Source organism: Gemmatimonadaceae bacterium, assembly GCA_020851035.1.
GTDB lineage: Bacteria > Gemmatimonadota > Gemmatimonadetes > Gemmatimonadales > Gemmatimonadaceae > JACMLX01.
Genome location: JADZDM010000005.1, coordinates 149,980 through 168,608, shown reverse-complemented (window position 1 = coordinate 168,608; position 18,629 = coordinate 149,980). Strand labels below are relative to the sequence as shown.

Sequence of the window (18,629 nt, the reverse complement as noted above, 5' to 3'; positions counted from 1 at the left end):
GTGGTGCCGCGACACCCCTGATGACGCAGTACCGGGACGTGAAGGCGCGCCACCAGGACGCGATCCTCCTGTTCCGGATGGGCGACTTCTACGAGATGTTCTACGAGGACGCCCAGACGGGTGCGCGGGCACTCGGCCTGACCCTCACGTCGCGCAACAACGGTGGTGCGAACGAGGTGCCGCTGGCCGGCGTGCCGGTGCGCGCGGCCGCCGAATACGTGCGCCGGCTGGTGCAGCAAGGGTTCCGCGTCGCCATCTGCGAGCAGGTGGAAGACCCGAAGCTCGCCAAGGGGATCGTGAAGCGTGAGGTGGTGGAGACCATCACGCCGGGCGCCGTGTTCGCCGACGACCTGCTGGACACGGGGCGGAACAACTTCCTCTGCGCGGTGCTGCGGGATGGTGCCCAGCACGGCGTGGCGGCGATCGACCTCAGCACCGGTGAGTTCCGCCTGGCCGTGCGCAGCGAGGCGGAGATGCCAGCGCTGCTGGGGCGCCTCTCGCCGCGCGAGGTGGTGGTGGCGGACGCCCACGCCACGCCGATGGACGGCGTGATGCTCACGCACCGCGAGCCGTGGACGTTCGACGCCGCATGGGCCACCGAGGAGCTGACGCGCCGCTTCGGCGTGCACTCGCTGGAAGGATTCGCGCTCGGCCCCTCGTCCACACCCGCACTGGCGGCGGCCGGCGCGCTGCTGCGTTACTTGCGCGAGCTGCAGCCGGCAGGGGTGCCGCACCTGATGCGGCCCGTGATGGATGCGGCCGATGGCGTGATGCCGCTGGACGAGATGACGCGCCGCAACCTCGAGCTCGTCGAGAGCCTGCGTGGCGGCGGGACCGAGGGGACGGTGCTGGAGGTCCTGGATGCGACCCAGACGCCGATGGGTGCCCGCCTGCTGCGCCAGTGGCTGCTGGCCCCGCTCACCTCGCGAGCCGCGATCGAGGCCCGGCACGACGCGGTGAGCCTGTTCGCGGGGGATGGCGTGGGGCGGGCGTCGCTGCGGGATGCACTGGACGGCGTGCGCGACGTGGAACGCCTGGCGGGCAAGGTGGCCGCGTCACGGGCGACGCCGCGCGAGGTGCGGGCGCTGGGAGACTCGCTGCACCGGCTGCCGCAGGTGCGCGAGGCGCTGGAGCGGATGCTGCGTGACGGACTGCTGCCGGGCGCCGACGCCGGCCGCGTGTCGGCGGTGCTGGATGGCTGGGATGACGCCGCCGACATCGCACACCGCATCCGCGCCGAACTGGTGGAGCGTCCGCCGCTGCAGGTCGGTGACGAGCCGACGATCGCCGCTGGCGTGGACGGTGAGCTGGACGCGCTGCGGGAGCTGCGCGACGGCGGCCGTGACCAGATCGCGTCGCTGCAGGCCGAGGAGCGCGCGCGCACGGGGATCGCGTCGCTGAAGGTCGGCTACAACAAGGTGTTCGGCTACTACATCGAGATCAGCAACGCGAACCGCGGCGCGGTGCCGGCTGACTACCAGCGCCGCCAGACGCTGACGGGTGGTGAGCGCTACATCACGCCGGCCCTGAAGGAGTTCGAGGAGCGGGTGCTGACGGCGGCCGAGCGGATCGACGTGCGCGAGCGTGAGCGCTTCGAGGCACTGCGCAGCGACGTGGCGCGCGACACCGCGCGGCTGCAGGGGATCGCGCGGCGCATCGCGGAGCTGGACGTGCTGGCGGCGTTCGCCGACGTGGCGGCGCGCGAGGGGTACGTGCGACCGGTGATGACCGACGGCTTCGAGCTGGTGGTGGATGGCGGCCGGCACCCCGTGGTGGAGCGGATGATGCCGCGCGACCAGTTCATCCCGAACGACGTGACGCTCACCGAGGATGCACGGCTGATCGTGCTGACCGGCCCGAACATGGCCGGCAAGAGCACCACACTGCGCCAGATCGGGCTCATCGCGCTGCTGGCGCAGGTGGGGAGCTTCGTGCCGGCGAAGTCGGTGACGCAGGGCATCGTGGACCGGATCTTCACGCGCGTGGGTGCGAGCGACAACCTCGCGCGCGGCCAGTCGACGTTCATGGTGGAGATGAGCGAGACGAGTGCCATCCTGCACACCGCCACGGCACGGAGCCTGGTGCTGCTGGACGAGATCGGGCGCGGCACCAGCACCTTCGATGGTGTGAGCATCGCGTGGAGCGTGACGGAGCACCTGCACGACCGCACCGGGTGCAAGGCGGTGTTCGCGACGCACTACCACGAGCTCACGCAGCTGGCCGACACACTGGCCGCCGCGCGCAACTGGACGGTGGACGTGCGCGAGGTCGGTGACGACGTGCTCTTCCTGCACCGCCTCAAACCCGGTGGCGCGAGCCGCAGCTACGGCATCGAGGTGGGGCGCCTGGCGGGACTGCCGGCGTCGGTGCTCAAGCGTGCGAAGGAAGTGCTGGCCTCGCTGGAATCGGAGCAGCCCACCCGGCGGCCGGGCGCGAAGCCGGCACGCGATTCCGAGCAGGTCGAACTCTTCCTGCCGGCGGTGGTCGAGCAGCATCCGCTGGTGGCTGCGCTGCGGGCGATCGACGTGAACCAGCTCACGCCGATCGAGGCGATCGCGCAGCTGGCAGACCTGGCGGCGCAGGCAAGGCAGGGCTGACCGGGGCACCCGCGTGTGCGGCCGGTGGGACAGCGAGCGGGTCGAGAGTGTGTTGCGTGGAGACGCCTGCGTACATTTCGCAGTCTGTCGACATTTCACCGTCGCCGGGACATCCACCACGACCAGGCCCACCCATGTTGAAGCCCACGCTGGAAAACCCGATCATCGACCCGAACGTGACGACGGTCGACCTGTTGCGTGCGAAGGCCGACGGCCTGTTCCGCATCGCGACGGAGTGCATCCGCCAGCAGGATCGCTGTGCACACCTCGGCGCGCTGAGTTGCGCGCAGACGGAGAAGCGCGTGACCCAGAGCGCGGCCCGCCACGCGATCGACGCCCTCGCCTCGATGCTGGAGTCGTACGAGAAGTCATCGGCGAACGTGAAGGTGGACGGTGCCGACGAAGCCTGGTGGCGCAAGGCGAACGCGGTGTGGATGGCCGCGCGCGAGTTCGCGCGCCGCCACAGCGGCACGGATGCGGCGGCGAAGGACCTCTCCGCCCCGGATGCCGGCCGCTTCGGCGAGCTGGCGCTGGACTTCGAGCTCGAGGCGTCGGCGCTGCTGGCGCTGCGCCAGGCGGCGGATGCGTATCGCCAGGTGCGCCCGGACGCGGTGTGAGTGGTGGGGCTGCTGGTGGGGTGAAAGCAACGCGGCACGCCGCGCCGGCAGCGGCCCTGCGCGCCCTGCTGGCGGAGGTGGTGGACTACGCCGGCCTCTTTCCGCCGGCATCGCTCGACATGCACTCGGCAGTGGCGAACTACGCCGCCTATCGCGCCGGCCCGCAGACCTGGATGCTGGGCCGGTTCGTCGTTCCGGCCACCCGGCTCGACGAACTGGAGTCGGCGATCGCCGCGCTCACACAGCCGGAACGTGATGCCTGGCACGGCGCGCGGCTGAGCGTCCTCCTCACCGGCGGGTTCGCGGCAGAGACGGCGGCGATCGAAGCCTTCGACCACCGCGCACCCCACGGCGTGCGCATCGACGTGGCGGAGGGACGCACCGCGGATCCCGACACCGTGCTGGCGATGGCCGCGTCGATGCCGGATGACGTGACGCTCTACTGCGAGCTGCCGCACCGCGACGATCCGTTGCCGCTGCTGCTGGCCGTGCAATCGGCCCGTGCGCGGGCCAAGCTCCGCACCGGCGGGGTGACACCGGACGCCTTTCCGGCGCCGGCCGAGATCGTGCGGTTCCTGCGCCGCTGCCACGAGACGGGCGTGACCGCGAAGGCGACGGCGGGGCTGCATCATCCGCTCCGGGCGGAGTACCGGCTGACCTATGCGCCGGAAGCGCCGCGGGGGGTGATGTACGGCTACCTGAACCTGTTCCTGTGCGCCGCAGTGATCGCGGCGGGCGGGGATGACGCAGTGGCGGAAGGGGTGTTGCTGGTGGGTGGTGATGGTGTGACGGGGGCGGCGTTCAAGGGGACGGGGATCTTGAACGGGGGTGAGGCGGGAGCGTTCAAGATCCCCGTCCCCTTGAACGGCGGTGTGAGCGTGGAGTTCACGGGGGCAGAGATCCTGATCGCGCGCGGCGACGCGGTGCTCATGACGCTGGACGCGGTGCAGCTGGCACGAACGCGTCGCGAGGCGCTGGTGGCCTTCGGCTCCTGCTCGTTCCGCGAACCGGTGGACGAGCTGACGGCACTGGGGCTGCCGGGCGCAACGGCACACAATGGAACAGACAGCGATGACTGACGCAACGCACGATCCGGCGCGACTGAGCTGGGTCCACGGCGCGAATGATCCGGCGACGGACTTCCCGATCCAGAACCTGCCGTTCGGCGTGTTCCGGCGGCGCGGGTCCACCGAGCGCGCGCGGGTGGGCGTGGCGATCGGTGACATGGTGCTGGACGTGACGGATGCGGCGGCGCGGTCCACGGGTCACTTCGCCGGCAACGACGAGGCCATCGTCGCCTGTGACACGCCGTCGCTGAATGCACTGATGGCGCTGGGCCGGCGGCAGGTGGCGGTGCTGCGCGAGTCGATCGCGAATGCGCTGGACCTGTCGAACGGCGTGGCGCAGCACGAGTTGTCGGGGGCGCTGATCCCGATGGCCGACGTGGACATGCTGATGCCGGCGCAGGTCGGCGACTACACGGACTTCTACGCCAGTGTGTACCACGCCACCAACGTGGGCAGCATGTTCCGGCCCGACAACGCGCTGCTGCCGAACTACAAGTACGTGCCGATCGGGTACCACGGCCGGGCGAGTTCGATCGTACCGAGCGGCACACCGGTGATCCGGCCGGCGGGGCAGCGGAAGGGTCCGACCGATGCGGAGCCGACGGTGGGTCCGTCGCGGAGCCTGGACTACGAGTGCGAGGTCGGGGTGTTCATCGGGAAGGGGTCAGCGATGGGTGAGACCATCGCGCTGGAAAGCGCCGAGGAGCACCTGTTCGGTGTGGCGCTGGTGAACGACTGGAGTGCGCGGGACGTGCAGAGCTGGGAGTACCAGCCGCTGGGTCCCTTCCTGGCGAAGAACTTCGCGACGACCGTGAGCCCGTGGGTGGTGACGCTGGACGCGCTGGCGCCGTTCCGGGCGCCGGCGTTCGCGCGCGCGGCGGGTGATCCCGCGCCGCTGCCGTACCTGACCAGCGCGGCGAACGAGGTGGCTGGCGGTGTGGACATCACGCTCGAGGTGCGGCTGCAGACGGCGGCGATGCGGGCGCGCGGTGAGGCGCCGGTGGCAGTGAGCCGCACCAGTTTCACACACATGTACTGGACCCTCGCACAACTGCTCACGCACCACGCCATGGGGGGGTGCAACATGCGCCCCGGCGACCTGCTGGCGAGCGGGACGGTGAGTGGGCCCACGAAGGGAGAGCGCGGGTGCCTGCTCGAGCTGACGTGGCGCGGGTCCGAGCCGCTGGTTCTCCCATCTGGTGAGACGCGCGCGTTCCTTGAGGATGAGGACCTGGTCGAGTTGGCCGGGTGGTGCGAGGCCCCGGGTCAGCGCCGGATCGGATTCGGCACGTGCAGCGGTCTCGTCACTTCTTGCTGATCTGTGCTCCGGAGACGTGGTGGGCGTGCGGTCGTCAATGCGCATATTTGTCCTTCCCTGAATCGAACCTTTGGTGCGACCGGCGATGGTGCCGAGGCGCGAGGAGCTGTGCATGACTGTTTCCGCTGAGACTGCGGGTGCGACCCACGTGGAGCGGCACCGTCGGCCGTACGCCTCGGTGCTGGAGACGATCGGCTGGACCCCGCTGATCCGCCTGTCGCGGGTGGGGCGCGGGGTGCGCACGCCGCTCTACGGCAAGGCCGACTATTTCAACCCGGGCGGCAGCGTGAAGGACCGCATCGGCCTGCCGATCATCGAGGCGGCCGAGGCGAGCGGGCAGCTCAGGCCGGGTGGCGTGATCGTGGAGGGGACGAGCGGCAACACCGGCATCGGCCTCGCGATCGCGGCGGCGCACAAGGGCTATCGGTGCATTTTCACCATGCCCGACAAGATGAGCCAGGAGAAGGTGCGCCTGCTCAAGGCGTTCGGGGCGGAGGTGATCATCACGCCCACGGCGGTGCCGCACGACCATCCTGACAACTACGTGATGATGGCGAAGCGGATCGCGCACGAGACGCCGAACGCGGTGCTGGCGAACCAGTTCTACAACCAGTCGAACCCCGACGCGCACTACCGGACCACCGGCCCGGAGCTCTGGGAGCAGACGGAGGGTCGCATCACGCACTTCGTCGCCGCGGCCGGCACCGGCGGGACGATCAGCGGGGTGGGTCGCTTCCTGAAGGAGAAGAACCCGAACATCAAGATCATCGGCGCGGATCCGAATGGGTCGATTCTGGCCGAACACTGGCGCAGTCATGGCGCGAGCCTGATTCAAGGAGCGCCGTACAAGGTGGAGGGTGTGGGGCAGGACAAGGTGCCCGGCACGCTGGACATGTCGGTGATCGACGACTTCGTGACGGTGGGCGATCGCGAGGCGTTTGCGATGTCGCGCCGGCTGACGCGCGAGGAGGGTGTGTTCGTGGGCGGGTCGGCGGGGCTGATCGCGCACGCGGCGCTGAACCTGGCGCGCCGGCTGGATGATCCTGAGGCGCTGGTGGTGACCTTCCTCTGTGACACCGGTGAGCGCTACCTGTCGAAGCAGTTCAACGACGAATGGATGCGCGAGAACCAGATGCTGGACACCGACCGGGCGACGCTGGGCACGCTGATCTCGCACAAGGATGTGTCGTCGCCGACGCTGATCAGTGCGGCGCCGGGGCAGAGCGTGCGGCAGGCGCTGCGGCTGATGACCCTGCACGACGTGTCGCAGCTGCCGGTGATGGACGGGCAGAGCTGCGTGGGGAGCATCAGCGAGTGGTCGCTGACGGGGAAGAGCCTGGAGAACCCGAAGCTGCTGGACGCGACGGTGAGTGAGGTGATGGACTCACCGTATCCGATCGTGGACGGGTCGCAGGTGGTGGATGCGGTGGTGACGTTGCTCTCGAAGACCAACCCGGCGGTGTTGGTCCGCGAGCATGGCAACATCGCCGGCATCGTGACGCGTTCCGACGTGCTCACCTACCTCATGGCCCGCTGATTCATGCTGCTGACCGTATTGCTGGGCGGGACGTCGAGTGAGCGGAACGTGTCACTGGCGAGCGGGTTGCGGATGGCGGCGGCGTTGCGGGAGGCGGGACACGAGGTGCGCCTGCTGGACCCGGCCACGGGCCCGATCGATCCGGACACCGAGGCGGCCTGGCGTGCGCGCAGCGTGGGGAGTGCGCCGCCGAGTCCCGAGGAGCTGGCGGGGCTGAGGGCGCAGGACCAGACGCCCGGGCTGCCGCTGCACCCCCTGGTTCGGGATGCAGAGTGTGTGGTGCTGGCGCTGCATGGGGGGCAGGGCGAGGACGGTACGGTGCAGGCGCTGCTGGACGTGGCGGGCGTGCGCTATACCGGCAGTGGCGCGATGTCGAGCGCGATCGCCCTCGACAAGGACATGACCAAGCGGCTGCTGGTGCACGCCGGGGTGCCGACGGCGACGTGGCGGATGACACCGGTCGATGCCGACACGGCGATCGGGGCGCTGGGGCTGCCGCTGATCGTGAAGCCCAACCGGGAGGGGAGCACGGTGGGGCTGACGATCGTGAAGTCGCGGGACCAGTTCGACGGGGCGGTGGCGGAGGGGCTGCGCTACGACCGTGAGGTCATGTGCGAGACCTTCGTGCCGGGGCGTGAGCTCACGGTGCCGGTACTGGCGGGGGAGGCGTTGCCGGTGGGCGAGATCATCCCGGTGAAGGAGATCTACGACTATGAGTGCAAGTACACGCCGGGGATGGCGCAGGAGGTCTTTCCGGCCGACCTGACGCCCGAGGCGACCGCGACCGTGCAGCGGCAGGCGGTGCGTGCGTACGTGGCGCTCAAGCTGCGCGGGTGCGCGCGGATCGACTTCCGGCTGACGCCCGAGGGGGAGTTCTTCTGCCTGGAGGCGAACACCTTGCCAGGGATGACGGCGCTGAGCCTGGTACCGCAGTGCGCGGCGGCGGCGGGGATGAGTTTCGTGGAGCTGTGCGACCGGCTGGTACAGGATGCGGTGCGTTGAGGCCTGTCCCCTGCTGCTGAGCAGGCTGGACGGTACGGCATCAGACTTGCCGGTGCGGGAAAAGAGGCCGAGCTTCTACGGATAGTCACCGCAGGGGCAAGAGGATCGTCTACCGGGGCTGGGCAGGTGCCTGGCGGCCGGGGCGGTTTGGCGTCGGAACTGCCTCGAGTGCCGTGTGTTGTACCCAGTCTACGTCGTCGTTCACGCCCCATCGCCGAAGTCGCGCATGTCCAGTCCACACGCAGAGGAACAGGGTCCCGCCGGGCTGACACCTGCGGTGTTGTGGTTGCTGGTCGCGAACGTGGCGATCTTCTTCCTGCAGCAGACGGTGGTGCGGGCGGAGGACCTGCAGGGGGTCTTCGCGTTCGACAGCACCGGTGTGCTGGCGCGGTGGTGGACGCCGCTGACGTATGCCTTCCTGCATGGTGACATCTGGCACATCGCGTTCAACATGATCGCGTTGTGGCAGTTCGGTCCGCGGGTGGAGCGGCTGTTCGGCACGGGGCGATTCGTGCGCTTCTACCTCTGGTGTGCGCTGGGTGGAGCGGCGCTGCACTATTTCGTGCTGCGGTGGTTCTTTCCCGGCACGGCGGGGGACATGATCGGCGCGAGTGCGGCGGTGTTCGGCGTGATGTACGCGTTCGCACATGCGTGGCCGCGCACGATGTTGCTCTTCTTCGGCATCATCCCGATGCAGGTGCGCTGGGCGGTGGCGGGGTTCGCGGTGATGAGCCTCCTGCTGGGCATCACGGGCGGGCAGAGCGGGGTGGCGCACTTCGCGCACCTGGGCGGGTTCCTGGCGGCGTTCGTGCTGGTGCGGCTGCCGGCGGCGCGCCGGCTGAGCACGTGGCCGGAGCGTTTCAGCCCGGCGCCGGAGCTGCCGGAGGACGAGATGCCGCGCAGCGTGCCGCGCACCTCGGGCCTGCGCCCGCAGCGCAGCGTGGACTCTGCCGCCGACCCGGTGGACGACGTGGTGGCGCGGAGCAACGCGATCGTGCAGCGCCGTCCGCCCACCGCGGTGCCGCAGCGCCCGGTGGTGACGGCGACGGTGGCGCCGGCGCAGTCGGCGACCGAGGAGATGAATGCGCTGCTCGACAAGATGTCGAACGGTGGCGGCCGGGAGAGCCTGACGTCCCTGGAGCATGCGCGCCTGCGCGAGCTCTCGGAGCTGCTGCGGAACGGGCAGCGATAGGCTCGCAGTCCTGTCGGCAACCCGACGGCAACTGCAACTGCTTGACGCAAAGGCGCGAAGGGCGCAAAGGACACGAAGAACTCCGTGTTCGTCGCTGGCGTCAGCGTTGTGCGGGGCTTCGAATTGCGTTTGGAACTCCAACTGTCACGGCAGTTCCCCTCAACTTCTTGCTGCATCGCGTGCAGCGAACGCTGACGGCCGCGCCGACCTCTTTGCGTCTTTCGCGCCCTTTGCGCCTTTGCGTCATGCAGTTGCTCTCTTCAGCCGGATCAGGACAAAAAAGAGCCCCCCGGACTTGCCGGGGGGCTGTACCGCCTGGGCTGACCGGGCGGAGATGGTCGGCGGCATGCACCGCAGAACCGATGCGCGTAGTCTGGGGGTCGGTACAGCGGGGGGCAAGGGCACCCGCGCGTGGGATGTGCGCGGGATCCGGGTGTCGCGGGCGATCCTGTCCGATCTGGTCTCGGCCGCCGTGCGGTCCGACTGGAGCGGGCGGGGCGGTGGCGGGTGGGGTGCTAGATTCCCCCGAGCGCGATCCCTTCACCGACCTGCCCTGATGCCGAAGCCCGAGTTGCTGGAGACGTTCCCGAATCCGTATGCGGACCGGGCGTACGAGATTCACATGATCTGTCCCGAGTTCACGAGCCTCTGCCCGTTGGGCGGGGTCGAGACGGACGCGTCTGAGCTGGTGCTGCTGCAGGGTGGGGCGCCGGATTTCGCGACGATGTACCTGACGTACGTGCCGGACCAGGTGTGTGTGGAGCTGAAGAGCCTGAAGCTGTACCTGTGGAGCTTCCGGAACGACGGGATTTTCTACGAGCGGGCGGTGAACCACATCCTCGATGACCTGGTGAAGGTGGCGAAGCCGCGGTTCTTCGAGGTGAAGGGGGATTTTGCGGTGCGGGGGGGGATCAAGTCGGTGATCACGGCGCGGTATGGGGAGCGGCCGGCGGGGGTGTGAGGTTCCGGGGTGTGGAACACCGTCTTGCGATGCGGTCGCCTGCGTCGTGGTGTGTCGTGCGGGATGGTGCGTCGTCTGGCCTGCAGTCGCGTGTGTGGCCGGGTTGAAGGTGGGGTGAGGGGCGGGTTAGATTGCCGGTCTTGGCCAGGTAGCTCAGTTGGTAGAGCAGCGGACTGAAAATCCGCGTGTCGGGGGTTCGACTCCCTCCCTGGCCACTCGTTGTCCCAAGAAACCGGACCGATTTGATCAGGATGACGGGGCCGCATCGCGAGATGCGGCCCCGTCTCGTTTTGTCACCGGTTGCGCCTTCCGCCCCGACCAGGCCCCAGAGTGTGACGATTTCCCATTCGGGAGCGTCTGAACCTTTTTGGGTGAGAATGGCCGAGAACATCCCACGTTGGAGATCGTGTGCGGGCTCGTCCACTCTGGCAGGGCCGCCGCACCGGTCTACTCCCCAGGAGAACACATGCGGTACGTACACGCGCTCGTTCTGGCCACCGGCTTGTCGCTTGCGCCGGGCATCCTGTCAGCCCAGCTGCCGGTGAGCACTGGTGCACAGGTGACTGCCGGTCGCGATACCCGGTGGCAGGTCGCGTCTGGACTCACCGGGGGATCCCTCGGCTCGTTCTCCGACGCCTTCGTGATCACGAGTCCGGTGTGGGTGATTCATCCCAGTGCCACCTGGGTTGGCGCGGCGGCCAGCGGTTCCCTGCCGGGCGGCAATGGTGATGGTGTGCGACGTTTCGACTACGTGCTGCGCACGTCGTTCACGCTCAACGCCGGTGACGCGCTGACGTACCGGTTCCAGTGCACGCTCGACAACTTCTGGCTCGGACTCTTCGTCAATGGCGCTGCGGTCGGCGGCGCGACCGTGTGTGGTTCGGACAACAGTTCTGTCATGGGGGCCGAGTTCACGGTCGGTCCGTCGAGTTTCGCCGCAGGTCTGAATACGATCGAGTTCCGTTGGCAGGGCGACGGCATCACCGACGGCATCGTGATCCGGTCGAACTCGGCGATCCTGGTGCCTGGCGATCCGAGCGTCGTGCCGGAGCCGAGCACGTATGCACTGATGGCGACCGGACTGGTTGGACTGATGGGCGTGGTCCGGAGGCGTCGAGCCGCTGTCTGATGGACAGCTGGCGGGGCGGAGTGCGCTTCGCGACCTGACACGTGACGCCCCACCGAACGAAATGTGCCCGCGGGGCGCTGTCTGCAGACGGCGCCCCGTGGGCGTTTGCGGCTGGTCAATTGACCGATGTCAGGTGGCTGCAGAACGGCCGGACACGTTGCGTGACTACCCCTGCGCCGGCACGTACACGAGGCGCAGCACCTGCTCGTCGACCTGCGTGCTCGACACCAGCTGGAGTGGGGCGCGCGCCGCGGCGAAGTAGGGTGTGCCGTGCCCGAGCACAACGGGGTGCAGGTAGATCCGGTATTCGTCGATCAGGCCCAGGTCAGTGAGTGAACGCGCGATCTGGGTGCCGGCGACCTCGATCTCACCCTCGACGCTGTCCTTGATCGACTGGATGGCCGATGCGAGGTCTTCGCTGACGAGCGTGGTGTTCGGGCCGAGTGACGGCGCGGTGCGCGAGACCACCCACTTCGGCATCCGGCGCCACGCGTCGGCGAAGGCGTGTTCATCGTCGCTCCAGTTGGGCTGGTCGTCGTCCCAGTAGCGCATGATGTCGTACATGCGCCGCCCGTAGATGCTGCCGGCCTGGCTGCGCGCCTCGCTGACGAAATGGCGGAAGAGCGTGGGGCTGGGCCCGAAGCTCGTGTGGTCCACGTAGCCGTCGAGCGACTGGTTCATTCCGAAGACGAGGCGGGCCATGGGGGCTCCGGGGGGCTGAGGCGTGGGCGGCGCGGCGCTGCACAGTGGCGTGCTGACGCTTGGACGTCTCCTGGCCACTCCAGTCATCGGTGCGCGGCCCGTGACGGGGACGGCTGATGGCTCTCGTGGCCGTGGTCGCGCGCCGAGGCAGGAGACGTCAGTCCTCGACGCGCGCGCCGCTGTCGTACTGCATGGCGCCGGCCACGTTGCCTTCGGTGTCGCGGAACCAGAGCAGGTGTCCGACACCGGGGATGGTGGTGCGGGGCATGAGGATGGTGCCGCCGGCGGCGAGGATGGCGCGCTCGGTGGCGCGGATGTCGGGGGTGGCGATGGTGCACTCGAAGCCGGTCATCCGCTCGCCCTCGACGAGGGTGCGGCGCTGCTGGAGGGCCGCCATGGGGGCGCCGGGTTCGCGGGATCCGGTGTCGATCATCCAGAATCCTGGGGGGCCCCAGGCGTTGAAGGTCCAGCCGAAGACGCTGCCGTAGAAGGCCTGGGCGCGGGTGGTGTCGTCGGCGTTGATGGCGACGTGGCGGACCGGGGTAGGGGCGGGCGAGGCGGACATGGCGAATGGGGTTCGAGTGGGCGGGGGCGGCCGACGGCGGTGGGGTCGGTTGGGGAACGCGCGCGACGACAAGCGACGATAGGGCTCGCGCGGGAAATCCGCTCACGACAGATTGCCATGCGATGTCGAATTTCCGCCAGCAATCCCCTCCGCCGCCCTCGACGTCCGACCCGCGGGTGCGGTGCATGTCGGTGGGGTTCAGCACCGGATATCACTGGCAGCGGGCGGGGATGGAGTGGGGGGTGCTGCTGTGGGCGTCGCGCGGGGCGACGGCGGTGACGATCGACGCGCGGGTGTGGGTGATCGCGCCGCACCAGGCCGTGTGGGTGCCGGCCGGCGTGGGGCACGCGGTGCGGATGTCGGGGCGCGGGACGTTGCGCCAGGTGTACGTGCGGCCGGACTCGCGCCGCGCGTTCCCGTCGGGCCCGACGGCGATCACGGTCGCGCCGCTGCTGCGCGAGCTGCTGCGTCGCATCGGTGCGATGGGGGTGCTGCACGACGGCGTGCCGGTGGAGCGGCGGCTGTTCGCGGTGCTGCGGGACGAAGTCGCGCGCGAGGCGCGTGCGGAGCGGATACTGGCCGACCGGTCGCGCGAATTGCCGATGCCGGCGGATCCACGGGCGCGGCGTGCGGCGGCGCTGGTGCGGGCTGAGGTCTCGCTGGAGCGCAGCGTGGCGGAGATCGCGGGCGAGGCGCATGCGAGCGTGCGCACGCTGGAGCGGCTGTTCCGCACCGAGACCGGGCTCAGTCTGGGAGCGTGGCGTCGCCGGGCGCGGGTGATTCACGCCATGCAGCTGCTGGCGGATGGCGCGACGGTGACGGCGGCGGGGCTGGCGACCGGGTATGCGACGACGAGTGCATTCGTGCAGGCGTTTCGGCGGGAGGTGGGGGTGACGCCGGGGGTGTTCGGGCGGGGGACGGGGCGGGGGTGAGGGGCGCGTGAAAGGCACGTGGATGACAGCGCGTCAACCGCGCCCGGGCGGCACCGGGTCCGAGAGGCCCGACGGCCGCTGCCTCCCGAAGGCACCTTCCCGGTCGCACGCCGTGCGTCGCGTCGGTGGGCACGACCGTCCCACTCTGCGCGGTGCGCGTCGCCGCGGTTGATTCACCGGCGCCCACCTGTCGCGTCGAGGTCCTCGCGCTTTCTCCGCGAGCCGACGCCGAGACTCTGCACTCCGACGTCCATCCCGCATGCCCACCTTCGCGCTGTCCATTCCCCCCGGTGAGCGCGACGCCGCGAAGCTTGTGGCGCGCAGTGCCGGCACGCCGATGACCTGGCAGCCGGCCACGCGCACCTGGGCCGTCACCGCAGCGGAGTTGCCTGCTGCACTCCGTCGCTACTCACTCGGCTCGGCGCAGACGGTGCTGGCGATGGAGCGCATCGCACCGGCAGGGCGGGTCGTGAGCGCGCCGCGACAGGCGGGCCCGGCGCCGGTGCATGTGCTCGACGTGCCGTTCGCGCTGAAGTCGCTGGCGCGCGAGGCGGGGGCGCGGTACGACAGCACGCAGAAGGTCTGGACTTATGCAGGGCACGAGGTGCCCGACGCGCTGACGTCGTACCGCAACCAGCCCTACTCGTGGGAGCGGTGGGTGGAGGCGGAGCTGAACGACATCGTCGAGCCCACGTACACACCGCCCGCGGTCGACGCTCCCGTGCCGCGTCCACACCAGGTGGAGGCGATCAGGCGCATCTTCGGCGCGCGTGCGGCGGAACGCCCGGGCTTCCTGCTGGCCGATGACGTGGGCATCGGCAAGACGATCTCGGCGTGGGGTGCAGTGCTGCGCATGAAGGACGCCGTGACGGTGTGCATCGTGTCGCCGAAAGACGTGGTGCCGCACTGGCGGCGCACGATCGCCCAGATGGGAGACGAGGGGAAGTGGATCGTCTGCATCAACTACGACCGGCTGGAGAAGCTGTTCGACGCGTCGGAATCGTCGACGCGGGTGCGGTCGAAGAAGGGGCTGGCCCGGTTCGCGAAGGCGCTGGGGTTCGACGTGTTGATCCTGGATGAATCGCACAAGTGCAAGAACCCGGCATCCGCTCGCTCGAAGCTCGTGAGTCGCCTGCAGCGCGCGGCCGGGTTCACGCTCTGGCTCTCGGCCACGGCAGGGCAGTCACCGGTGGAGCTGCAGTACCTCGCGCCGCTGCTGGCCAGCACCACGGGCGACAAGCTCTCGGAGGTGAACGACTTCCGCACCTGGTGTGCCGGGCGCGGCATCCACCTCACGTCATCGTACGGGCAGTGGGTGTGGAACGAGGCGGAGAACCCGGAGGCGATCGACATCATCCGCGGGCTGTTGTTCGGGGGTCGACGTCCGGCGGGCATCAGGCGCCGGCCGAGTGACATCGCAGGGTGGCCGGAGGTGACGCGGCTGCTGACACCGGTGGTGCTGGATCATGACGAGCGCGCGCTGTACGACGCGGCGTGGCATGAGTTCCGGGAGGAGCTGGGACTGATCGCGCAGGGTGGGATCAGCGAGCAGCATGCGCTGGTGGTGCAGCTGCGGTTCCGGCAGAAGGCGAGCCTGTTGCGGACGGGTGCGACGATTGCGCAGGCGATCGAGCTGCTGGAGAACGGGAAGCAGGTGGCGATCTCGGTGGAGTTTCACGAGACGCTCGAGGTGATCCGTTCAGCGCTGGAGAAGGAGCGGTATGCGTGTGCGGTGTTGAAGGGCGGGATGCCGGCTGGCGAGAAGGAGGCGGAGCGGATCCGGTTCCAGCGCGGGGAGTGTCCGGTGGTGATCTACACGGTGAAGGAGGGGATCAGCCTGCACGCGGGGGAGCGTGCGGTGGGTGGGAATGATGTGGAGCGGGGGCAGTTGATTCATGACCTGCGGTGGAGTGCGCTGGAGATGGCGCAGATCGAGGGGCGGACGCACCGGGATGGGCGGAGCAGTCTGCAGTACTGGATGCTCGGGGAGGACACGGTGGAGGTGCGGATCGCGCGGGTGGTGGCGGGGCGGGTGTCGGCGATGAAGGGGATGATGGGAGATGATCGGGGGACGATCCGTGAGATCGAGCGGGTGGTGCGCGGGGGGTAGGGCGCTGTGCCCGGAGGGTAGAGACTATGCCTTTGTTCGGGCTTCGAGTGTTGCCTAAACCGAACTATGGCGTTCTCTTGGTTCGGGATAGCCAGTAAACCGAACCAAGTAGCCAGCCCAGGTTCACCTTGCCGCCTCGCACTATCGCCCTGACGTGGCAGCACGACCCCACGCTGTACGCACCTCCCAAGTACAGGCGTGCGTGCGGCTACGAGGCGTTTGTCCCAGCCGCAATGGCTGAGCTGGCTATCCCGCTGGGAGCAGACACGGCCGGGGTGGTCTCGGAGGCTGAGGCGGCGATCCAGCGCCTGAACGCTTCGGCCCGGCCAGCGCTGGCGCCGCTCGCTCGGTTGCTGCTCCGGACGGAGTCCATCGCTTCGTCGAAAGTGGAGGGGCTGCAGGTCGGTGTGCGCGAGCTGGCGCGTGCGGAGGCCAAGTCCGCGGCGGGACAGCGCGTGGCGCCGACGGCCGTGGATGTCCTGGCGAACGTCGATGCGATGCGGCTCGCGACGGATGCAGCCGCGCGCGCCCCGGCCTTCACGGTGGACCAGATCACGGCGATCCACGCACGACTCATGGCGGGTGCGGCGAACGCGGCGCGTGTGGCGGATCGCATACGGACCACGCAGAACTGGATCGGCGGCAACGACTACAACCCGTGCGGCGCCGACTTCGTCCCGCCGCCACCGGAGCATGTCGCATCGCTGTTGGACGACCTGTGCGAGGCCATCAACGACGACACGCTCCCACCGATCGTCCAGGCGGCGCTGGTGCATGCGCAATTCGAGACGATTCATCCGTTCGACGATGGCAACGGTCGCACCGGGCGCGCATTGGTGCAGGTCGTGCTGCGTCGACGTGGGCTGGCGCCGGACTATGTGCCGCCGATCAGTGTCGTGCTCGCGCGCGCGAAAGATCGGTACATCGCGGGGCTGACGGACTTCCGTGCCGAGCGTGTGGAGGCCTGGGTGGCCCAGTTCGCGGCGGCGGCCGCGACGGCGGCGACACTCGCCTCGGCATACCTGGGTCGTGTGACCATGCTGGTGGCGGAGTGGCGTGAGCGGCTGGCTACGTCAGCGGAGGCGCCGCGTGCCGATGCGGCGGCGTGGGCGGTGATCGACGTGCTGCCGGCGCATCCGGTGATGTCGGCTCCGGTTGCCGCGGCGGCGACGGGGCGTGCGAAGGCGCCGATCTACGAGGGGATCCGGCAGCTGGTGGGGGCGGGCGTGCTGGTGCCGCTTGCAGGAGGCGCGCGGAACCAGGTGTGGGAGGCGGCAGGGTTGCTGGCGCTGGTGCAGGAGATGGAGGAGGGTGAGGCGCGTCGAAACGGCTGAGAGCACGCGAGTCCGAGCTCAGGCACTGCGCGCGGTGCCGTGCGTGCTGAGTCGACATGCTCGAACCACGGAATCAGCTCCTCCCTCGAGGCAGGGCTGAGTCTTGGGATTGGCGGTCGGAGCGAAGGGTGAGCAACGACTCGGCGCCATTGCCATGGTGGCCGGTTCTCATGTGTCCGCGAATGCCGGACCTAGGTGTTCACCACGCGCGCCACAGATCCTCACAACGCGTCGTACTTCACCGCCGACCCCCGGGCTTTTGCCACCGGATACCGTCCCGCATTCACCGCGAGCTTCCGCCGGACAGCCGCGTCGAGGTCGACATCGAGATCGGCGGCGAGGTACGACAACAGGATGGCCACATCCGCCATCTCGAGCTCCAGCGCGTCACGCTGCGCCGCCGTCGGCCGTGATTCTCCGTCCTTCATCCACTGGAACTGCTCGAGCAACTCTCCCGCCTCCACGGCGATCGCGATGGCCAGGTTGCGCGGGGAATGAAACTGCTCCCAGTCGCGTTCCCGCCGGAAGTGAAGCAAGGCCTGAAGCGTCTCGGGGCTAAGCACTCCTGAATCCTCGCTCGTAGACGTTCTCGTTGTGCCAGCGGAGGAGGTCCTCGCGCGGCTGGTCCTCTCGCGCAGCCGGCAGCGCGGCCAGTCGTTCGCCATGCAGGCGACTGTACGCCTTGCCGTTGAACCAGAGATCCTTGATCCGCGTGCTCACCTCGACCCGATGATCCGGCGTCACGGTCACCAGGCCGACATCGAACAGCCGGTGAAAGTCGGAACGCAACAAGAGGCCGTTGTACGTGTTGTGCAGACCATCGCTCGACACTGGCCTGATATGCGCCGCTTCGAGCACGGGCAGCGTGCTCTCGCCGGTGATGGCACACCGCCGCCCGTACGCGTTGGTCACGAGGGCACGAAACGCCCCCTGCCCTCGACGAGGCGTGAACAGCACCGGCGTGCCACGCATGACCGGACGCTCGGCGACGATCGCCGCACGCGCCGCACCGAGATGCATCGCCAACTCGACTGACTCCCAGATCCGCGTGCCCGCGCTGCCATCGGTCGAGTCGAAGGACTTCCCGGAGACGATGTTGCCAGCAAAGTCTTCCTCGAGCGGAATCCACGAGTCACGCGGCAGGAAGAAGGGCTCACCGAGGATGCTGCACCCGATGTCCTTCGTCCGGTCGGCATCGGGACCCTGCGCGTCACGGATCAGCCGCTCGAACTGCTCGAAGGTGTCAGCACCGTTCTTGGTGCCGAAGGCATCCCACGCCAGCTCGATCGGGAGCGAGACATACTTGATGAAGAAGCCGCCACCGGCGATGTGATGGTGCGGACGCTTCAGCTTGAAGAGGAACGGCGTGCCCTCTGGCAGCGAGGAGAACGGCGCGCGGCCGCGCGGATGCCAGAAGTTGACCTCGTTCACACTCGCCTGGCTTGCGAGGTTCTGGTACCATCGGTTGTCGGTGACGCCGGTCCAGAATCGCATCGTGCCGTTCGGTGCAAGTTGTGACTGTAGGCATGTGATCAATGCGCCTCGGTGCCTGGTGCCCCGGGCATC

At 69.0% G+C, this 18,629-nt stretch carries 16 protein-coding genes and 1 tRNA gene; 13 read left to right on the top strand and 4 right to left on the bottom strand.

What is annotated here, in order from left to right:
• Positions 1-20: 20 nt before the first annotated feature.
• The 10 genes from mutS to IT355_04430 all read left to right on the top strand — a co-directional run bounded on the left by mutS (position 21) and on the right by IT355_04430 (position 11,420).
• On the top strand, positions 21-2,597 hold the full coding sequence (gene mutS / locus IT355_04475; protein MCC7052498.1) for a DNA mismatch repair protein MutS: 2,577 nt from the start codon (positions 21-23) through the stop codon (positions 2,595-2,597).
• A gap of 134 nt (positions 2,598-2,731) precedes the next feature.
• The gene (locus tag IT355_04470; protein ID MCC7052497.1) at positions 2,732-3,214 is read left to right on the top strand and encodes a hypothetical protein; all 483 of its coding nucleotides are present in this window, start codon (positions 2,732-2,734) and stop codon (positions 3,212-3,214) included.
• 20 nt (positions 3,215-3,234) lie between these two features.
• Entirely contained in the window at positions 3,235-4,293 is a 1,059-nt protein-coding gene (locus IT355_04465; GenBank protein MCC7052496.1) for a hypothetical protein, read from the top strand.
• Positions 4,286-5,599 (top strand): fumarylacetoacetase, encoded by a 1,314-nt coding sequence (gene fahA, locus IT355_04460; GenBank protein MCC7052495.1) that lies wholly within the window; start codon positions 4,286-4,288, stop codon positions 5,597-5,599. Before IT355_04465 ends, fahA begins: the two co-directional genes overlap by 8 nt.
• 106 nt (positions 5,600-5,705) lie before the next feature.
• Positions 5,706-7,136, top strand: coding sequence for a pyridoxal-phosphate dependent enzyme (locus tag IT355_04455; protein MCC7052494.1), 1,431 nt, complete (start codon positions 5,706-5,708; stop codon positions 7,134-7,136).
• Between the two features lie 3 nt (positions 7,137-7,139).
• Entirely contained in the window at positions 7,140-8,138 is a 999-nt protein-coding gene (locus IT355_04450) for a D-alanine--D-alanine ligase (protein MCC7052493.1), read from the top strand.
• A 226-nt stretch (positions 8,139-8,364) separates the two neighbouring features.
• Positions 8,365-9,330: a rhomboid family intramembrane serine protease gene (locus IT355_04445; GenBank protein ID MCC7052492.1), complete on the top strand. Its 966-nt coding sequence runs from the start codon at positions 8,365-8,367 to the stop codon at positions 9,328-9,330.
• 556 nt (positions 9,331-9,886) lie between these two features.
• Positions 9,887-10,291 (top strand): NADPH-dependent 7-cyano-7-deazaguanine reductase QueF, encoded by a 405-nt coding sequence (queF, locus tag IT355_04440; protein ID MCC7052491.1) that lies wholly within the window; start codon positions 9,887-9,889, stop codon positions 10,289-10,291.
• Positions 10,292-10,433: 142 nt separating this feature from the next.
• A tRNA-Phe gene (locus IT355_04435) sits at positions 10,434-10,506 on the top strand.
• 191 nt (positions 10,507-10,697) lie between these two features.
• Positions 10,698-11,420 (top strand): PEP-CTERM sorting domain-containing protein, encoded by a 723-nt coding sequence (locus IT355_04430; GenBank protein ID MCC7052490.1) that lies wholly within the window; start codon positions 10,698-10,700, stop codon positions 11,418-11,420.
• Between the two features lie 165 nt (positions 11,421-11,585).
• On the opposite strand, the gene IT355_04425 is transcribed toward IT355_04430, so the two are convergent.
• Entirely contained in the window at positions 11,586-12,122 is a 537-nt protein-coding gene (locus IT355_04425; GenBank protein MCC7052489.1) for a dihydrofolate reductase, read from the bottom strand.
• Between the two features lie 157 nt (positions 12,123-12,279).
• Positions 12,280-12,687 carry a VOC family protein gene (locus IT355_04420; GenBank protein MCC7052488.1) on the bottom strand — a complete coding sequence of 136 codons (408 nt, stop codon included), beginning with the start codon at positions 12,685-12,687 and terminating at the stop codon, positions 12,280-12,282.
• A 185-nt stretch (positions 12,688-12,872) separates the two neighbouring features.
• Between IT355_04420 and IT355_04415 the strand changes: the two genes are divergently transcribed.
• The 3 genes from IT355_04415 (at position 12,873) to IT355_04405 (ending at position 17,063) form a co-directional block, all read left to right on the top strand.
• Complete coding sequence (locus IT355_04415; GenBank protein MCC7052487.1) at positions 12,873-13,619, top strand: helix-turn-helix transcriptional regulator; 747 nt, start codon at positions 12,873-12,875, stop codon at positions 13,617-13,619.
• A 259-nt stretch (positions 13,620-13,878) separates the two neighbouring features.
• Positions 13,879-15,729, top strand: a complete 1,851-nt coding sequence (locus IT355_04410) for a DEAD/DEAH box helicase (protein ID MCC7052486.1) — start codon at positions 13,879-13,881, stop codon at positions 15,727-15,729.
• Between the two features lie 233 nt (positions 15,730-15,962).
• Positions 15,963-17,063 carry a Fic family protein gene (locus IT355_04405; protein MCC7052485.1) on the top strand — a complete coding sequence of 367 codons (1,101 nt, stop codon included), beginning with the start codon at positions 15,963-15,965 and terminating at the stop codon, positions 17,061-17,063.
• Between the two features lie 221 nt (positions 17,064-17,284).
• On the opposite strand, the gene IT355_04400 is transcribed toward IT355_04405, so the two are convergent.
• A complete protein-coding gene (locus IT355_04400; protein MCC7052484.1) occupies positions 17,285-17,728 on the bottom strand; it encodes a nucleotide pyrophosphohydrolase in 444 nt (147 codons plus the stop codon).
• Entirely contained in the window at positions 17,619-18,557 is a 939-nt protein-coding gene (locus IT355_04395; GenBank protein MCC7052483.1) for an HNH endonuclease, read from the bottom strand. Before IT355_04395 ends, IT355_04400 begins: the two co-directional genes overlap by 110 nt.
• Positions 18,558-18,629 lie beyond the last annotated feature (72 nt).